Origin of the sequence: Streptomyces sp. SCPE 10 (assembly GCF_051980735.1) — a bacterium.
GTDB classification, from domain to species: domain Bacteria; phylum Actinomycetota; class Actinomycetes; order Streptomycetales; family Streptomycetaceae; genus Streptomyces; species Streptomyces misionensis.
In genome coordinates this window covers 7,037,873-7,055,181 of sequence record NZ_CP197069.1, presented here as the reverse complement: position 1 = coordinate 7,055,181, position 17,309 = coordinate 7,037,873, and the positions used below count along the sequence as shown (strand labels likewise).

At 73.4% G+C, this 17,309-nt stretch carries 17 protein-coding genes and 1 pseudogene; 5 read left to right on the top strand and 13 right to left on the bottom strand.

What is annotated here, in order from left to right:
- The first annotated feature begins 8 nt into the window (after window positions 1-8).
- Both ACSP97_RS32295 and ACSP97_RS32290 read left to right on the top strand, forming a co-directional pair.
- Window positions 9-974 (top strand): ABC transporter ATP-binding protein, encoded by a 966-nt coding sequence (locus tag ACSP97_RS32295; RefSeq protein WP_355150614.1) that lies wholly within the window; start codon window positions 9-11, stop codon window positions 972-974.
- Between the two features lie 2 nt (window positions 975-976).
- The gene (locus tag ACSP97_RS32290; RefSeq protein WP_440555535.1) at window positions 977-1,726 is read left to right on the top strand and encodes an ABC transporter permease; all 750 of its coding nucleotides are present in this window, start codon (window positions 977-979) and stop codon (window positions 1,724-1,726) included.
- Window positions 1,727-1,759: 33 nt separating this feature from the next.
- On the opposite strand, the gene ACSP97_RS32285 is transcribed toward ACSP97_RS32290, so the two are convergent.
- The 6 genes from ACSP97_RS32285 to ACSP97_RS32260 all read right to left on the bottom strand — a co-directional run bounded on the left by ACSP97_RS32285 (window position 1,760) and on the right by ACSP97_RS32260 (window position 9,227).
- Window positions 1,760-2,797 carry a BTAD domain-containing putative transcriptional regulator gene (locus tag ACSP97_RS32285; RefSeq protein WP_355150618.1) on the bottom strand — a complete coding sequence of 346 codons (1,038 nt, stop codon included), beginning with the start codon at window positions 2,795-2,797 and terminating at the stop codon, window positions 1,760-1,762.
- Window positions 2,798-2,871: 74 nt separating this feature from the next.
- Window positions 2,872-3,057, bottom strand: coding sequence for a hypothetical protein (locus ACSP97_RS32280; RefSeq protein WP_355150620.1), 186 nt, complete (start codon window positions 3,055-3,057; stop codon window positions 2,872-2,874).
- 257 nt (window positions 3,058-3,314) lie between these two features.
- Entirely contained in the window at window positions 3,315-6,296 is a 2,982-nt protein-coding gene (locus ACSP97_RS32275; RefSeq protein ID WP_440555532.1) for a BTAD domain-containing putative transcriptional regulator, read from the bottom strand.
- A 119-nt stretch (window positions 6,297-6,415) separates the two neighbouring features.
- Window positions 6,416-8,143, bottom strand: a complete 1,728-nt coding sequence (locus ACSP97_RS32270; protein ID WP_440555530.1) for a hypothetical protein — start codon at window positions 8,141-8,143, stop codon at window positions 6,416-6,418.
- Between the two features lie 112 nt (window positions 8,144-8,255).
- Entirely contained in the window at window positions 8,256-8,432 is a 177-nt protein-coding gene (locus ACSP97_RS32265; RefSeq protein ID WP_355150626.1) for a hypothetical protein, read from the bottom strand.
- Between the two features lie 219 nt (window positions 8,433-8,651).
- Window positions 8,652-9,227: a hemerythrin domain-containing protein gene (locus tag ACSP97_RS32260; protein WP_355150628.1), complete on the bottom strand. Its 576-nt coding sequence runs from the start codon at window positions 9,225-9,227 to the stop codon at window positions 8,652-8,654.
- Window positions 9,228-9,469: 242 nt separating this feature from the next.
- Between ACSP97_RS32260 and ACSP97_RS32255 the strand changes: the two genes are divergently transcribed.
- Window positions 9,470-9,898 carry a DUF6027 family protein gene (locus ACSP97_RS32255; RefSeq protein WP_355526641.1) on the top strand — a complete coding sequence of 143 codons (429 nt, stop codon included), beginning with the start codon at window positions 9,470-9,472 and terminating at the stop codon, window positions 9,896-9,898.
- 150 nt (window positions 9,899-10,048) lie between these two features.
- Window positions 10,049-10,510, top strand: a pseudogene (locus tag ACSP97_RS32250) (NUDIX domain-containing protein); the annotation flags it as partial.
- 59 nt (window positions 10,511-10,569) lie between these two features.
- Here ACSP97_RS32250 and htpG read toward each other — a convergent pair.
- From htpG to ACSP97_RS32215, 7 genes are all read right to left on the bottom strand, one after another.
- Window positions 10,570-12,471, bottom strand: coding sequence for a molecular chaperone HtpG (gene htpG / locus ACSP97_RS32245; protein ID WP_440555527.1), 1,902 nt, complete (start codon window positions 12,469-12,471; stop codon window positions 10,570-10,572).
- A gap of 80 nt (window positions 12,472-12,551) precedes the next feature.
- Window positions 12,552-12,926, bottom strand: coding sequence for a fluoride efflux transporter CrcB (crcB, locus tag ACSP97_RS32240; RefSeq protein WP_355150634.1), 375 nt, complete (start codon window positions 12,924-12,926; stop codon window positions 12,552-12,554).
- 148 nt (window positions 12,927-13,074) lie between these two features.
- Window positions 13,075-13,536: a FluC/FEX family fluoride channel gene (locus ACSP97_RS32235; protein WP_440558503.1), complete on the bottom strand. Its 462-nt coding sequence runs from the start codon at window positions 13,534-13,536 to the stop codon at window positions 13,075-13,077.
- Window positions 13,537-13,780: 244 nt separating this feature from the next.
- Window positions 13,781-14,356, bottom strand: a complete 576-nt coding sequence (locus tag ACSP97_RS32230) for a hypothetical protein (protein ID WP_358269938.1) — start codon at window positions 14,354-14,356, stop codon at window positions 13,781-13,783.
- Between the two features lie 194 nt (window positions 14,357-14,550).
- Entirely contained in the window at window positions 14,551-15,018 is a 468-nt protein-coding gene (locus ACSP97_RS32225) for a hypothetical protein (RefSeq protein WP_355526647.1), read from the bottom strand.
- Between the two features lie 2 nt (window positions 15,019-15,020).
- Window positions 15,021-15,341: a hypothetical protein gene (locus ACSP97_RS32220; protein ID WP_355150638.1), complete on the bottom strand. Its 321-nt coding sequence runs from the start codon at window positions 15,339-15,341 to the stop codon at window positions 15,021-15,023.
- Between the two features lie 34 nt (window positions 15,342-15,375).
- Window positions 15,376-16,065, bottom strand: a complete 690-nt coding sequence (locus ACSP97_RS32215; RefSeq protein WP_355329141.1) for a DJ-1/PfpI family protein — start codon at window positions 16,063-16,065, stop codon at window positions 15,376-15,378.
- A gap of 205 nt (window positions 16,066-16,270) precedes the next feature.
- Between ACSP97_RS32215 and ACSP97_RS32210 the strand changes: the two genes are divergently transcribed.
- The gene (locus ACSP97_RS32210; RefSeq protein WP_355150642.1) at window positions 16,271-17,209 is read left to right on the top strand and encodes a GlxA family transcriptional regulator; all 939 of its coding nucleotides are present in this window, start codon (window positions 16,271-16,273) and stop codon (window positions 17,207-17,209) included.
- Window positions 17,210-17,309: the final 100 nt, after the last annotated feature.

Sequence of the window (17,309 nt, the reverse complement as noted above, 5' to 3'; positions counted from 1 at the left end):
TCGGTGGCATGAGCAGCGACAGCACTTCCCCGGCCGGTGCCCAGGACCCACCCGCGATCGACGTCCAAGGCCTGGTCAAGGCCTATGGTGAGCGGACCGTGGTGCGCGGGCTGACCTTCCAGGTGCGCTCCGGCCTGGTGACCGGTTTCCTCGGTCCGAACGGGGCCGGCAAGTCGACCACCATGCGGATGATCCTCGGTCTCGACCGCCCGCAGGAGGGCCGGGTCCGCGTCCTCGGGCGTGCCTATCCGGAACTGGAGGAGCCGCTGCGCCACGTCGGCGCCCTCCTGGACGCCGGTGCCGTGCACCCCGCCCGCACCGCCCGCGACCATCTGCTGTGCGTCGCCCGCGCCAACCGCATCGCGGACCACCGCGCGGGCGAGGTGCTGGAGCAGGTCGGTCTCGCCCCGGCGGCCAAGCGGCGTGTCGGAGGCTTCTCGCTCGGCATGCGGCAGCGGCTCGGCATCGCCGCCGCCCTCCTCGGCGATCCCCGGGTGCTGATCCTCGACGAGCCGGTCAACGGCCTGGACCCGGAGGGCATCCGCTGGCTGCGGACCTTTCTGAAGGACCTCGCCGCCCAAGGCCGGGCCGTGTTCGTCTCCAGCCATCTGATGGCGGAGATGGCGCTGCTCGCCGACCGCCTCGTCGTCATCGGCAGGGGCCGGCTGCTGGCCGATGTGTCCATGCCGGAGTTCGCCGAGGAGCACGGCCGCGGCCGGGTGCGGGTCCGCACCGCCGACCCCGAACGGCTGCGTCAGGCCCTCGGCCGCAAGGGGCTCCGGGTGGAGGGCACCGCGGGCGACGGCTTCGAGGTGTACGGCGCGAGCACCGACGAGATCGGGCTGATCGCCGCTCACGAGGGCGCCCCCGTGCTGGAGTTGACCCGGATCGAGGACTCTCTGGAAGACGCTTTCATGCGCATGACCTCCGACGCGATGGAATACGTGGCGCGACCCCTGGGAGAGGTGGCCTGAGGATGTCGGTCAACGCCGTTCTCCACTCGGAGTGGACGAAGATCCGCTCGGTCCGCTCGACCGTCTGGACACTGCCGCTCGCCGCCCTGCTGCTGATCGGCATCGGCGCGGGCGTGTGCGGCTCGGTCAGCGCCGCCGACGCCGGGGCGAGGACCTTCGACCCGGTTCAACTCGGTTACTACGGCATCTTCTTCGCCCATGTCATGGTAATCGCCTTCGCGGTGCTCGTGGTCGGCAACGAGTACAGCACCGCGACCATCCGCACCTCCCTGGCCGTCGTGCCCCGGCGAGGGCTGTTCTATGGCGCCAAGCTGGCCACGGGGGCGGCCCTGTCGCTGGTGGCCGGGGTCGTGGCCTCCGCCGGTACGTTCCTCGTCTCGCAGCGGCTGCTCGCCGGCCACGGCGCGCATCTCGGGGACACGGGCACCGTGCGCGCCGTCGTGGCGGGCGCGCTGTACTTCCCGGTGCTGGCCGTGATGTGCATGGGCATCACCGCGATGCTGCGCAGCCTGACGCTCGCCATGGGCCTGCTGGTTCCGTTCCTGTTCCTGGTCTCCCCCGTCCTCGCCGAGATCCCGGGGCTGCGCGACCTGGCCTGGTACCTGCCGGACCGGGCGGGCCAGTACCCGCTGCGGCTGCACCTGGACGCGGCGGCGCCCTACGGTCCGGTGACCGGCTTCCTGGTGATGGTCGTCTGGGCCGTGGTGGCCGCTGCCGGCGGCTGGCTCGTGCTGCGGCGCCGGGACGCGTGAGCGGGCGCCGGGAGCCGGCCGCGTGCCCGTCCGTCAGCGTCCGGCTTCCTCGCGGAGCACGGCCATCTGGGCGCCGCGCAGTTCGTCGCCGGGACCGATGCCGCTGCACTCGCGCAGTCGCCGGTCGACGCGGACGTACAGCTCCAGCGCCTCCGCCCGGCGGCCCGATCCGGCCAGCGCGGTGAGCAGGCGGGCGTGCAGCCCCTCGTGCAGCGGCTCCTCGCGGGCGATGGGTTCGAGCCGGACCAGCGCCTCCTCGTACTGCCCCCGTGCGAGGGCGAGGTCGGTGAGCCGCAGCGCGGAGGTGACCCGCCGCCGGGACCGCTCGACGGCGACCGGGTGCCGCTGGAGCGCCGGCGGCATCCCCTCCAGCAGCCGTCCGCGCCACAGCCGCAGCGAGTCGCCGAGCAGGGCGAGTTCGGCGGCCGGGTCGGCGGCGGCCCGCGCGGACTCGGCCGCGTGTGTGAGGCGGTCGAACTCCAGGACGTCGAGGGTGGCGGGGTCGTCGGCCCGCAGTTCGTAGCCGGTCCCGCGCCGCACGACCGACATGCGGTCTGCGCCCGGCTCATGGTGCGTCTCCAGCAGTCTGCGGATGCGTGAGACGTAGGTGTGGATCAGCTGGCCGAAGGAGTCCGGCAGCCGGTCGCCCCACAGGACGTCGATGATCTCGTCGCGGCCGACGGCCCGGTTGGGCTGGAGGGCCATCAGGCCGAGCAGCAGTTGCTGCTTGGGCGTCCCGGTGGCCAGCTCCCCGCCGCCGCGGGAGGCCGAGAGCCGGCCCAGTATCCGCAGGACCAGCGGCTCGTTCGCACCGGTGCGGGCGCGGGTGCCGTCCTGCGCCTCGCCCACCCGGGCGAGCAGTTCCGGTTCCTGGAGGGCGCGCGCGATGCCGCGCAGCGACCCGGTGCGCGGGTCCCGGACCCGGCCGCGCTCGATCTCTCTCAGGGTGCGCAGACCGATCCCCGATCTCCTCGCGAGGTCCTGCTGGCTCACCCCGCGGCTGGTCCGTGCGCTGCGTACGATCTCGGCCACCGCCGGCTGGGCCAGCGTCGTGGAACTGCTGCTCTTCATGATCTCCCCGTTGTGTCCGTCACCGTCGCTCCGGGCCGTCGGAATCCCCCTCCGGCGGTCCATCCGGGCCCCGTTCAGCCCCTGCTGTTCCACTCGTCGGGGACCGACGCCTCGGGCTGGCCGGTGCCGTCGGCCCGCACGCTCAGGGAGAACCCGGCGGCCGGCCCGGTGTGCTGGACACCGGCCGTAAGGAGAAGCGCCGACATGGCGGCCGCGGCGGCGAAGGTGGTGCGCACGGCGAAGGAATGGCTGGAAGACATCGTCACGTCTGCTTTCGCTCGGCGTACTTGCTCGTGACCGGAACTCTGCCAACCGGTGATCTACACCGGATATTCGCCGGATATAGCCTCGATCCCCACCGCGGCAGCGGCATCTACGCGACGTCTATGCGGACGTCTATACGAATCTCATACCGGTCTCTGTACGGATCTCATACCGATCTCGTATGGGCTTCTTGCGGAGCTCTGTGCGCAGGCAGAGCTCCGCGGGCACGTCCTGGAGGCCCCGGAGCCGTCGCTCACTCCGGGGTGGAGAGGGACGCCACGAGGTCCGCCGCGTGTTCGGCGTCGGGCAGTCCCAGCCGGGCGAGCACGGACGCCGCCTGCCGGGCGCGGGCCAGTGCCTCCTCCCGCTCACCGAGATCGGCCAGCGTGCAGCCGAGGACGAGCAGGGCGAGCCCCCGGTCCCGGTCGGCGCCGCGCTGCTCGCTCAGGGTCAGCGCCCGACCGGCCTCCCACAGCGCCTCGTCGCCCCGGCCCATGACCCGCAGCGTCTCGGCGAGCCGGAAGCGGGCCTGCGACTCCTGCCCTCGGATCTGCCAGGTGTCGCAGATGTCCAGGCACTCCGTGTGGCTCGCGACCGCGTCGGCGTACCGTCCCAGCTCGTGCAGGGCCATGCCCCGGACGTACAGTGCGTAGGCGATGCCGTAGTGGTCCGCCACCTCGCGCAGCGCCGTCAGCGTCTCGTCGCAGACGCGCAACGCCTCCTCTGCCCGGCCGCTGCGCAGTGCCGCCTGCGCTGCGTTCAGCGTGGTCACCAACTCGCCCGAGCGGTGGCCGAGTTCCCGTGCCAGCTCGATCGCCTGCTCGTAGCACCGCTCCGCTTCCGCGTAGCGGTGCTGGAACTGCGCGATGAGCCCCCGGTCGTTCAGCGTCTGGCGCAGGATGACCACGTCGTCGGCGCGCTGGCAGGACTCGGTGGCGAGCCGGGTCATCAGTTCCGCCTGTTCCAGCCGGGCGTTCTGGAGCGCCGCGTTGCCACAGACGAACCGGGCGCGCCCGGCCGCGTAGTCGTCGCCGCGCCGGGCCGCGGTCTCGGCCAAGTGCTCGGCGGCCGAGGCGAGTTCGCCGTAGGCGATGTCCTTGCCGAACGGGCTGAGGGCGACCAGGAGGTCCGCGGCGAGGCGCAGCGTCCGGTGCTCTGCGGCCGCCGGGCCGTGCGCGGCCAGGGTCACCGCGTTGGTCACGCACTCGAACTCGGTGCTCACCCAGTCCAGCGCGTCGGCCATGCCGGCGAAGGGCGGACCCGGTTCGGACGCCGCCGTGCGGAAGATGTCGGCGGGATCGCCCGGGACCATGCACTGGAAGGCCGCGCACGCCCGGGCCACCAGGTGCTCCAGGAGCGGGGCGAGGACCGGGACGCCCGCCTCCGGGCAGTCGTCGGCCGGGGGCGGTCCGAGCTGGAGCGCGTAGGCCCGCACCAGGTCGTGGTAGCGGTAGCGGCCGGGCTGGGGGGCCTCCAGCATGGCGGCGTCCACCAGCGACTCCAGGCTCTCCTCCGCGTCCTCCTCGTCCAGCCCGAGGGCCGCGGCCGCCGCCTCCAGGCCGATGCTCGCGCGGGCCACGGGGGCGAGCAGCCGGAAGGCGCACGCCTGGTCCTCGGGCAGCTGGCGGTAGCCGAGTTCGAAGGCCACGGCCACCGCGAGGTCGCCTGCTCGTAATTCGCCGAGCCTGCGCTGCTCGTCGGCCAGCCGGCGGGTCATGGTCGCCAGCTGCCAGCGGGGCCGGCCCGCGAGCCGGGAGGCGACGATGCGCACCGCGAGCGGCAGATTGCCGCAGGCCCTCACCAGCTCACCCGCCGCGTCGGGCTCGGCGGCGACGCGCTCGGGGCCGGCGATCGCGGCGAGCAGCCCGACCGCCTCCTCGGTGTCGAACACGTCGAGGGCCACGGCGGCGACCGTGGAGATCCCGACGAGCCGGGTGCGGCTGGTGACGAGGACACCGCAGTCGGCGGAGCCCGGCAGCAGCGGCGCGACCTGCGCGGCGTCCCGGGCGTTGTCCAGCAGGAGCAGCACCCGCCGCCCGTCGAGCAGGGTGCGGAACAGCCGCGCGCGGTCCTCCGTCATGGCCGGCAGGGTGTGGGCGGGCACGCCCAGCGTGGCGAGCAGGCTGCCGAGCACGGCGCCCGGGTCGGCGGGTTCCAGTCCGCTGCCGCGCAGGTCCGCGTAGAGCTGTCCGTCGGGGTACCTCTCCTTGACCCGATGGGCCACCCGCAGCGCCAGCGTGGTCTTGCCCAGCCCGCCCATACCACTGACCACCACGACCGCGAGCGAGGACCGCCCGGCCACGTTGAGGACCCGGCACAGGTGCTCCACGTGCCCGGCCCGGCCGGTGAAGTCCGAGGTGTCGGCGGGCAGTTGGGCGGGGCGCGGGGGAACCGGCGCCGGTACGGCCGCCACCGCCTGGTTCGCCTCCTCGGTGCCGGCCGCCCGGATCGCCTCGGGTTCGTGTGCCGGGGTGTGCAGCGAGGGATCGCCGAGCAGCACCTGTTCGTGCAGCGCGGTGAGTTCGGGGCCGGGGTCGACGCCCAGTTGTTCGGCCAGCACGTCACGGGCCCGGGTGTACACGGCGAGCGCGTCGGCCTGCCGTCCGGAGGCGTACAGCGCCCGCATCAGGAACGCGTACGGCCGTTCCTTCAGCGGGTGTTCCCGGATGAAGGCCGTCAGGTCGGGGATGAGCGAGCTGTGCCGGCCCGCGCGCAGCTCGCACTCGAAGAGTTCCTCCTGCAACCCCAGCCGCAGCTCGGTCAGCCGCGAGCGCTGCTGCTCGGCGAACGGCCCGGGCACCCCGGTCAGCGGGGAGCCCTGCCAGAGGTCCAGGGCCTCGGTGAGCAACCGGCCGCATACCTCGTCGTCCCCGGCCGCCCGCGCCCGCTGCGCGTGACCCGCGAGGTGTTCGGCGCGGTCGGCGTCCAGGGCCAGCGGCGGGACGGCAAGACGGTAGCCGTCGTGCTGGGAGACGAGGAGTTCGGGCGTGGCCGCGTCCTTCTCCAGGGCCCGTCTCAGCCGCCAGGCGTAGGTGCGCACGCTCGCGAGCGCGGAACTCGGCGCCTCCTCGCCCCAGACGGACGCGAGGAGTTCCTCGGAGGGCGTCACTCTGCCCGAGCGCAGCAACAGGGCGACGAGCAGTGCCTGTTGCTGTGGTGATCCGATGTCCAGTGCCTGCCCGTCCCGGTGCACACGCACCGTTCCGAGCACGGCGAACTCAATGGCTTCCGCCACGAACCGGCCTTCCTATTCACCGGACGCGCCCCCGTAACGCACCGCCACCAGACGACGTCCGAGTATCCGGTGAACAGGCTTACGAATATGCCATGAAGTGACGGGAAGAAGCCAGGCCCTCACTCGTCCGTCAAGATCACCTGCACCACGTACGGGAGCACGACCACGGCCTCCGGATCGTGGTCCAGCAGCACCGCCACCGGCGTTCTGCCCTGGGCGCGCAAGGCCTCGGCGAAGCGCGGCCGCCCGGCCGTCCCCCTGGGGCCGGGGAAGAATTCCGCGGGCCGTTCCTGTTCCGGTGTGATCGCCGGTACGGCCCCGGCGGGCAGCCGTTGTGCGAGCAGGGCGCGCTCGGCCGCGGTCCGCACGGCCTCGGCCGGGGTGGCGCCGACCGCGAGGGCCGTGCGGGAGCCGAGCCGGATCCCGCAGGCCGGCACGGACAGCAGAGCGGAGAGGTCGTGGGCGACCGGTTCGCCCAGCGCGCGCAGCAGGGACAGCGGGTGGGCGGCGCCGGGTGCCTCGTCCGCCGGCAGGGGCAGCCGGGGCACGCGCGTCGTCCGGTCGGCGAGTCGTCGCGTCAGCAACTCCTCGCAGTGCTGGACGAGTCCGGCCTCCACGGCGTGCGCCCAGGTCAGCCCGGCCGCCGCGCCAACGGGCGGCCGGTAGGGCACCCCGCCGGCCGGGGCGGGATGGGCATGACGGGCGGGGATCCTGCGCAGCGCTCCGGTCACCAGGTCCAGGCCCCAGGCGTCGGCGCCGTCGTCCCGTGCACGGGCGACGCGGCAGCCGTGGGCGGCGAGCGCCCCGTAGGCGGCGAGCGCGGTGAGCAACGTTTGCACTCGCGCCGCCTCGCGGTCCTCGCCATGGCCGGTCACCACAACGTCGGGCGTCCCGGCGGGCCGCGCCCCGAGAGGGTCGGCGACGGCCGTCCGGCACTCCCAGCGGGAGCCCGCCCCCAGCGTGATCTCCTCGCACCGTGTCGTGCCCAGCAGTCCGGTGCGCGGGTCCGTCACCGCATCGGCGCGCGCGCACAGCTCGCCGCCGTCGACGGCCTCGCCGCCCTGCCTGCCGAGGAACGCCGCCCGGGCCCGGGCCTCGGTGACCCCCGGCGCCGCGGGTCCGGCGCGCAGCGGCAGGATCCGGTGCGGGACGGCCGTCCCGTGCGGCAGCTCCGTGCGCAGCAGGTACGGGGGGCCCGCCGGCCGTGCGGTGCCGGTCGCGCACGCGAACCAGGCACGCAGCAGCTGTCCCGCGGCGATCTCGGCGGGCCGGCCCGAGTCCGCCGCCGAGGCTGGACGGGGGACGCCCCGCAGCCGCCGCCACGCCGACGCGACGGCGGTACGCGCGGCGGGGCCCACCGGCCCGGTCCACAGCTCGTCGTCGCCGATCAGCGCCTGCCCGAGAAACACCCCGGCGGCGGCGCACCGTTCGGCCGTCGCCGCAAGTTCGCGCACCGAGCCGGACAGGTGCAGGACGACGTCCACGGCGCCCAGCGCCTCGAGGTCGAGGTCCGGTCCGGGCCGGACGCGCTGGGCGCCGTCGCGCCGGGCCCGCTCGACCAGCGTGGCGAGGCCGGGGTCGAAGGGGTCGGCACCCAGAACCCCGATGTCACGGCATCCGGCCCGCAGCGCGCCCGACAGCAGCGCGGCGGACAACGGGCCCCCCGGGCCCCCCGCTCCGACGAGCAGCAGCCGTCCGTCGCGGTAGCGGCGAAAGCGCAGCTCGGGTGAGTCGACGAGCCCGAGGGACCCGATCTCGGCCGCGTACTCCCGCAGCTCCTGTGCGGTGAGCGGCGCCCCGCCCCACGACGACGCGCTCCCTCCGCCCGGCCACGCCTCATCGCCCACCCACGGATCCATACCCCCAGGTAACAGGGATACGGTAAATGTCGGATCTACATCCGTTATGAGGTTCGCTCTATGTCGCCCCTCGGAGCGGGAGTGCCCCGGGCCCCATGGCTCAGATGAAGATGAAGAAGAGGACCAGGATCACCACCACCGCCACGACGAACCAGAGCACCACGTGCCGGTGCCCGGTGCCCGGCCGGTCCTCGGGGCCGCCGCCGCGGGGCCGGTCCTCCTCCATCCGAGGGTGTTCGGGCCGGTCCTTGGAGTAGAAATCGTCGCCGCCTGCCATGGGCTCATCACCCTCCTTGCGTCGCCGGCGCCCGAGTACCCGCGCGCCTCCGCCCCCATGCGACACACCCGCAGGTCGGACGGCCGTCGGCCCCGGGGACAGCGCCGGCTGCCGTCGGGTCTCGGGCCGGGGGGCGGCGCGTGCACACGGCGGGGCGGCCACGACCGTGCGTGGCCGCCCCGCCGGAAGATCCTTCCCGTGCCGACCGGCGCGCTCGCGTCAGTCCTTGCTCAGCGCGTCCTTCGTCCGGTCGACCATGGCGGCGAAGGGGCCGGTCAGCCACTGGGCCGCGGTGGACCCGGCCACCTTGGGATGGGGGTGGGTGGGCGCCATGCGCTCCACCGACTCCAACCGGCTGCCCATCTTCCGCAACTGGTCCTCCGGACACCCGGCGCGCACGGCGGGGAACTCCTGCTGTTCCTCGTTCTCGGCGTGCTCCAGGACCGACCTCTCGAACTCCGCCAGCTTGCTGATGAACTCGGCGCTGTCCACGTCCATCTTCTCCAGCTGGGACAGGACCTTGTTCGCCTCGGCCTCCTCCGCGTTGCGGGCGTCGGCCTCGGCCTTCCCGGCCGTGTCGGCGGAGACCGGCCGCAGGATCATCTGCTCGGCGGTCTCGTGGACGGCGAGCAGGGCGCGCAGCTCGTCGAAGGTCTTCTGCTTCTGCTCACCGCTGGACCGCTTCACCTGGGCGAACAGTTCCCTGATGCGGGCGTGCTGCTCCAGCAGGATCGCCACGACATCGCCCTCCGGCAGCCGCGCGGCCTGGTCGCGGTCCTTCTGTGCGTCACCCATGATCGTTTGCTCCTTGTCGGTCTCGTGTCGGCGTACGTCGTGGATCTGCGGCCGGTCGGCGGTCCGGGCGTCTCCCCAGGTCGTACGAGAGCGCTCACGGCCACCCCCGGGCACGGGGGCGGCCGTCCCCCTGAGTACCCGCTTCCGCCGTTTCGATCGCGGTGATTCACCCCGGCGGCGGATCCCGGCCGCGAGGGCGGGGCATGATGACGGGCAGGGCGTCGCCCGAGGGGAGAGGGACCGTGACCACCGTGCCGCACGACGAGACCGGCCCGCGGGAGGAGCCGGTGCTCCGGCTCGACCGCTGGGACGCCACCTGGCCGGACGACGATCCGCACGCCAACTTCAAGTCGGACGTCGTCCTGTACGGCCGGCTCGATCCGCTGGCCACCCTGCGCGGCATGTCGGAGAACCTGGGCATCCCCGTGGGCGCCCTCGCCCGCTATGTGCTGGCGCGGTGGGCCACCGGGGGCAGCGGCGGGCTGCTGGAGATCGGGCCGGTGATGGTCCACCGACTGTGGGAGCCGATCGCCGAGGCGGAACGGCAGGACAGCGACGGCGAGCGGCTGCGGGCCTACCACCGGCTGCGGGAGATGATCTCCTGGCTCAAGCTGCCGCTGGACGATCCGTCCGTGTATCCCGCCCAGTACGAGGACGACACAGCCGAGTGATCGGTGGACCGGCGCGGCCGACGCCCGGCCGGGCGTCCCGTCGGGGCACGGCATCCGTCATAGTGGCCCGCGGGTACCAGCCCGTCGTCGTCCCCCCGTCGTGCCCCTCTCCCCCAGGAGTTCCCCGTGTCCGTACCCGGCGTCACCCCCGTCTCCAGCCGCAACCGCTCCCCCAGGCCGCCCGTCCCGCACGCCGCCGTCGGCGTGGGGGTGATCGTCCTCCGTGAGGAGGGGCTGCTGCTCGGCCGGCACCGGCGCGGCACGCTCGAACTGCCGGGCGGCACCGTGGAGGCCGGGGAGTCGCTGGAGCGGACCGCGGTCCGTGAACTCGCCGAGGAGACCGGGCTCGTCGCCCGGACCGAGGACGTCCGGCTGCTGGGCACGCTGGTCGACCACGTCGAGGACGTCGTACGGGTGACGGTCGGCGCCGTGGTCACCGCCTGGCACGGCCGACCGGCGACGCAGCCGGACGAGCGGGTCGGCGACTGGGCCTGGTACCCCCTGGACCGGCTGCCCGACGGCCTGTTCGTGTGCAGCGCCCAGATCCTCACCGCCTGGCGCCCCGACCTTGCCATCGACCACGCGCCGGCGCACTTCACGCCGTACGCCTAGAAAACTCGTGCCTCCGGGCGGCGCGCCGTCGGACCGGTGCGCCGCCCGGGCTCGCGGTGTTACAGCGCCCGTTCCAGCCGGTCCGCCATCAGCTTGACGAAGCGGGCCGGTTCCTTCGGCTGGCCGCCCTCGGCGAGGACCGCCAGGCCGTGCAGCAGCTCGGCGGTCTCGGCCAGTTCGGGGGCCTCGCCGCGCTCGGTGTACGCCTGGTTGAGGCCCTTCACCAGCGCGTGGCCCGGGTTCAGTTCCAGGATGCGCTTGGCGGTGGGCACTTCCTGACCCATGGCCCGGTACATGTTCTCCAGGGCCGGGGTGAGGTCATTGGCGTCGGAGACGACACAGGCCGGGGAGACGGTGAGCCGGGAGGACAGGCGCACCTCCTTGATGTCGTCGGCCAGGTGCTTGCCCATCCAGTCGAGCAGCCCGGCGTACTCCTCGCTCTGCTTCTCCCGCTCGCTCTCGGCGGTCTTTGCGTCCTCGCCGTCGAGGTCGATCTCGCCCTTGGCGACGGACCGCAGCTTCTTGCCCTCGAACTCGCCGACGGCGTCGACCCACACCTCGTCCACCGGGTCGGTGAGCAGCAGCACCTCGATGCCCCGCGCGCGGAACGCCTCCATGTGCGGGGAGTTCTCGATGCTCTGCCGGGACTCGCCGGTCAGGTAGTAGATGTCGTCCTGGCCGTCCTTCATCCGCTCCACGTACTGCTTGAGCGTGGTCGGCTCGGTGTCGTGGTGCGTGCTGGCGAACGAGGAGACGGCGAGGAGGGCGTCGCGGTTCTCCGCGTCGGTCACCAGGCCCTCCTTGAGGACGGTGCCGAACTCCCGCCAGAACGTGGCGTAACGGTCCGACTCCTCGGCCATCAGGTCCTTGACGGTGGACAGGACCTTCTTGGTCAGCCGGCGCCGCATCATCTCGATGTGGCGGTCCTGCTGGAGGATCTCGCGGGACACGTTCAGCGAGAGGTCCGCCGCGTCGACGACGCCCTTGACGAAGCGCAGGTACGGCGGCAGCAGCGCCTCGCAGTCGTCCATGATGAACACGCGCTTGACGTACAGCTGCACCCCGCGCCGGAAGTCCCGGGTGAACAGGTCGTGCGGGGCGTGCGCGGGCAGGAAGAGCAGCGCCTGGTACTCGAAGGTGCCTTCCGCCTGAAGGCGGATGGTCTCCAGCGGGTCGCGCCAGTCGTGCCCGATGTGCTTGTACAGCTCGTGGTACTCGTCGTCGGACACCTGGTCGCGCGGCCGGGCCCACAGCGCCTTCATGGAGTTGAGGGTCTCGGGCTCGGGCGCGCCCTCGTCGGTCGCGGTGCCCTCGGGGGTCATCCGGATCGGCCAGGCGATGAAGTCGGAGTACCGCTTGACGATCTCCCTGACCTTCCAGGGGGAGGTGTAGTCGTGGAGCTGGTTCTCCGGGTCGGCCGGCTTGAGGTGGAGGGTGACCGAGGTGCCCTGCGGCGCGTCCTCGACCGTCGTCAGGGTGTACGTGCCCTCGCCGCGCGAGGTCCAGCGGGTGCCCTGCTTCTCGCCCGCGCGGCGGGTCACCAGGGTGACCTCGTCGGCCACCATGAAGCCGGAGTAGAACCCGACGCCGAACTGGCCGATCAGCCCCTCCTCGCCGGCCGCGTCCTTGGACTCGCGCAGTTCCTCGAGGAACCGGGCGGTGCCGGAGTTGGCGATGGTGCCGATGAGCTGACCGACCTCGTCGTACGACATACCGATGCCGTTGTCCCGCACGGTGAGGGTGCGGGCGTCCTTGTCGATGTCCAGCTCGATGTGCAGGTCGGACACGTCGGCGTCGAGCGAGTCGTCCTTCAGCTTCTCCAGGCGCAGCTTGTCGAGCGCATCGGACGCGTTCGAGACGAGCTCGCGCAGAAAGACGTCCTTGTTCGAGTACACCGAGTGGATCATCAGCTGGAGCAGCTGACGCGCCTCCACCTGAAACTCAAACGTCTCGGTCGGCATGGTCGCGGTTACCTCACAGGTCCTGTCGTCGGAACTGGCGGCAGCCACTGTAAAACACCTCGTCAGAGCGGGGGGCCGGATCAGGTCCAGAGGGCCTGGGCGAGGGCGGCGCCGGTGAGGGCCGCGCCGAGTCCGGCGACGACGCTCGCCACCACGTTGGCGGCGGCGAGGAGGCGGGCGCCGTCCTCGGCGAGCCGCAGCGTCTCGTAGGAGAAGGTGGAGTAGGTGGTCAGCGCGCCGCACAGCCCGGTGCCGATCAGCAGCTGGGCGCCGGAGGACATCCCGCCGGCCACGACCGCCCCGGTGACCAGGCCGAGGACGAGACTGCCGACGACGTTGACGGTGAAGGTGCCCCAGGGGAAGACGGTGTCGTGCCTCGACTGCACGGCGCGGTCGGTGAGGTAGCGCAGCGGTGCGCCCACGGCGGCTCCGGCGACGACGAGCAGCCAGTTCACGAACTCTCCTTGTCTCCATGGCCGTTGCGGCACACGATCTCGCGGTGGTCGACGGTCGCCGGGCCGTCGCCGGGCCCTCGCCGACCAGTCCGTCGGGTCGGGGCGGAAGTGCACGGCGAGCCGTACGGCGGGGGCGGGTCCGGGGTCGTCATGACGCCCTCAGCCGGAGGACGCGGCGGGTGAGGTGCGCCGTCGTCCATACGGCGGCGAGGGCACCGAGCATGGTGGCGGCGAGGTCCAGCAGTCCGGTGGTGGCCCGGCCGGCGCCGGTCAGGCGCTCGATGTCCACGACGTAGGTGGAGAAGGTGGTGAACCCGCCGAGCACTCCGGTGCCGAGGAAGGGCCTGACCAGGCGGTGTCCCACCCGGAGATCGGTGATGACCGCCATGAGGACGCCGATGGCGGCGCAGCCGGTCACATTGACCCAGAAGGTGGTCCAGGGGAACGCCGCGGCCCCGGTCGGCCACAGCAGGGCGGCACCGTAGCGGGCGCACGCTCCGAGGGCACCGCCCGCGGCCACGGCCGCGAGGACCGGCGGCTGTCCGCGCCACGGCGCGGGCGGCCGGGCGGGCACGGGTGCCCCGATGCCGGTTTCGGTGGTCTTCTCGATCCGGACCTCTCCCACCTGGGCCTCCTCGGTACCGGCGCCAGGGCATGCCACGGCGCGCTTCGTCGTAAGGAGGGACCATTGGCGGCGACACTGCCGCGGTTGGGTACGGCGGGACCCACCGCCGTGCGGGGACCGAGGTCGCACCGCGCCTCAAGGATAGCGTGGGCGCGGAGGGCCCCGTGACGAGCGTGCGGGTTCCCGGGCGGCCGGTGGCGAAGTCGATTGCCGGGGGCCCGGCCGTCCGTCATGTCGGGATGCGCTTCTGCGTGAACGTGCTCGGCTTCGGTGACTTCGCCGTCCCCCGTGCCGTGGCCGGCCTGGCCGGCGCCGTCGCGGGCGGGTCGCCGCGGTGCTCGGCGCCGCGCGGCCACACCACCTCGACGTCGACGCCGTGGCTGCGGGCGTAGGCCACCAAGTGGGCGGTCGCGTCCCGGCCGTTGGAGGGTGAGCCGTCCCAGACCGCCAGCAGCCGGCCGCACGAGCGCACCAGGGCCTCGTCGGCGGTGATGCAGGAGGCCCGGTCGGCGGGGTCGTACTCGACCAGGCGCACCATCTGCGACAGCAGCAGCAGTTCGCCGGCCGCCTTGCGGTCCGGCTCGGCGACGTGAGCGGGCAGGCCCCGGCGGGCCGGCAGCACCGTCACGAGGGCCAGTCCGGCGGCCCGCGCCGCCCGTCCGAACGCCACGGGCAGGCCCTGACCGGCCCGGACCAGTCCGGCGCGGCCCGCGCGGGCGCGGCCGGCCAGCCGGGAGCGCAGTTCCTCCTCCAGGAGGGCCAGCGTCGGCGCGGTGAGATCGTGATGTCCGACGACGGCGATCACTCCTGGCATTCCCTTCTCCGCATGCGCCGATCATCGTCGTCCTCGGCAGGCGGACACAGGGGCCTGCCGGTCGGGATCTCAGGGCCGACAGGCCCCTGGACCGGGCGAGCGCGGTGTGCTTCGGGGGTGCGGCGAGGTCACGGCATCCGTGTGCGGGCGGCCGCGGCGCAGGTGCTCGACCACGGGCCCGGTCCTCATGCCCCCGTGGTCGACCCCGGGCGGACGATCATCAGGATCGTGACCGTGGCCCACAGCAGGTTGAACAGGCCGGTGAGCATGGCCAGCCGGGCGGGCGCCCGCAGCGCGGGGCCCGGGGCCGCGTCCTCCAGGGCGTCGAGCACGCCGCTCTGCGCGGGCAGCACCAGGAGGGCCAGGACGGCGGCGGCCGCGGCGGTCAGGACGATGGAGGCGATCAGCCAGGCGCTGCCCAGGACGCCCATCGCGTCGGCCGTGGCGAACCCGAGGACCGGGACGGCCGCGCCGACGGCGGCGTACACGCGGCAGATGCGGTGCAGCAGCCGCAGGGTGCCGACCGCTTCCCGGTCGCCGGGCGTGCGGTGGGCGCGGCGCAGGGCCGGCGGGAACATGCTGGCGGCGACGGTGACCGGGCCGACGGCCACGACGGCGGCCAGGACGTGCAGGCAGAGGAAGAGCTTGGTCATGGTCAGTGCTCCGTGCCCGTCCGTTCGACACGGCGTACGCCGGTGACCTCGGAGGCCGGGAGGCGGCCCGCCCTGGAGGTGCCGGTGAGGGTGTCGCCGGTGAGGGTCACGGCGAAGGTCAGGTTCAGGCGCAGGGGCTTGGTGACGGACTGCCGCCAGGTGAGCCGGTCGCCGTCCGCGACCAGGTCGGTGAGCGGTACGTCCTGACCCGCGCCGTGGACGGTTCCGGTGAGGACACCGTCGTCGTAGCGGAACCGTGCGACGGCCTCGATCCTTCCGACGGGGGTGGCGATGGTCAGGTCCCAGGTGCCTTCGGGGGACATGCGGGTGTTCCTTCCGTCGTGGGGCGGGGGTGGGTCAGAAGTGGGCGGGCCGCGGGCCCCGGGCGCGCCAGACCGTGCCCCGGCGTTCGTGGGCGAACAGCTCCTCGACGGCGTGTGCGATGCGCGGGCCCACCTCGCGTTCCAGCAGGTACAGGCCCAGGTCGAGCCCGGAGGTGACGCCCGCGCCGGTGACCAGGTCGCCGTCGTCGACGACGCGGGCGGTCACCGCGTGGGCGCCGGTCGCGTCGAGCAGGTCGAGGCCGAGGTGGTGGGTCGTGGCGTGGCGGCCCTCCAGCAGGCCGGCCATGGCCAGGACGAGGGAGCCGCCGCACACGGCGCTCACCGTGATCTCGGGGTTCTCCATCGCGGCCGTCAGCAGCGCGGGCAGTTCGGTCTCCAGGGTGCGGCCGAGCAGGACGGGGATGAACTCGTCCTGCCGCCATCGCCCGTCCCCCGTGTCGTCGCCGGGGATCTCGCCGGGTTCGCCCACGCGGCCCGAGGCGCCGGGGACCAGGACCAGGCCGGGGCGCGCGGGGTCGAGGGCGGCGGTGGCCCGCAGGGTCAGACCGCCGGTGCCGCCGACCACCTCGCGCGGCCCCTCGGCGCTGACCAGTTCCACGCTGACCGCGCCGGGCGCGGCGGTGCCTCCGGCGTACAGCACCTCGAAGGGGGCGACGACATCGAGCGGATCGAAGCCGTCGAACAGGACGATCTGGGCATGCATGAACGGTCCTTCACCAGGCGGATGCAGGGGAGCGCCCGGCGAGTGCCGGGCCGGCCTCGAACGTAACCGGCCTCCGCCGGGGCTCCCAGTGGCATAAATGACAGTCTTCAACGGGAAAGTGACAGGACTCCGAGACGGCTGTTGAACTGCTGCTTCAGAGACCCGTGACGGGGTTTTTCATCCGGCGGGCGGGTATGGTCGCGCCATGCTGACCGTCGCCGTTCTCGCGCTGGACCGGGTGATCCCGTTCGACCTGTCCACCCCGATCGAGGTCTTCAACCGGACCCGGCTGCCGGACGGCCGCGCCGGCTACCAGGTCCGGGTGTGCGCGCCGCAGCCGGAGGTCGACGCCGGGTCCTTCGTGCTGCGCGCGCCCTGGGGCCTGGACGGGCTCGCCGGCGCGGACACGGTCGTCGTGCCCGGTATCGCCACCCCGGAGGTCCCGCCCGGCCGGGAGGTGTGCGACGCGCTGCGCGCCGCCGCGGCGGACGGCACGCGCATCGCGTCCATCTGCACGGGCACCTTCCCGCTGGCCGCCACCGGTCTGCTGGACGGGCTGCGGGCCACCACCCACTGGGCCGCCGCCGGTCTGCTGGCCGCCGCCCACCCCGGGATCGAGGTCGACCCGGACGTCCTGTACGTCGACAACGGGCAGTTCCTCACCTCGGCCGGCGCGGCCGCGGGCCTGGACCTGTGTCTGCACATGGTCCGCCGCGACTACGGCTCGGCCGTCGCCGCCGACGCCGCCCGGCTGTCCGTCATGCCGCTGGAACGCGAGGGCGGTCAGGCCCAGTTCATCGCGCACGACCACGCGCCCGCCCCGGGCGGCTCCGCCCTCGAACCGCTGCTCACCTGGCTCCAGGACAACCTCGGGCGCGACCTCGCCCTCGCGGACATCGCCGCGCACGCCGGGACCAGCACCCGGACCCTGATCCGCCGCTTCCGCGAGCAGACCGGCAGCACCCCGCTCCAGTGGCTGCACCGGGCCCGCGTCCGCCAGGCCCAGCACCTGCTGGAGACCACCGAGCACTCCGTGGAGCGCATCGCCGCCCAGGTCGGCTTCGGGTCGCCGACCGCCTTCCGTGACCGTTTCAAACGCACCACCGGCGTCAGCCCCCACACCTACCGCCGCACGTTCAGCTGACCCCGGGACGGCCGGGCGCGCGGCGCGGGGTCCGGCAGCGTCCCGGGCGGGGTGCCGATCGCTCGCTTAAGCTGCCGTTGACCGGGGTGCCGTACGGCCT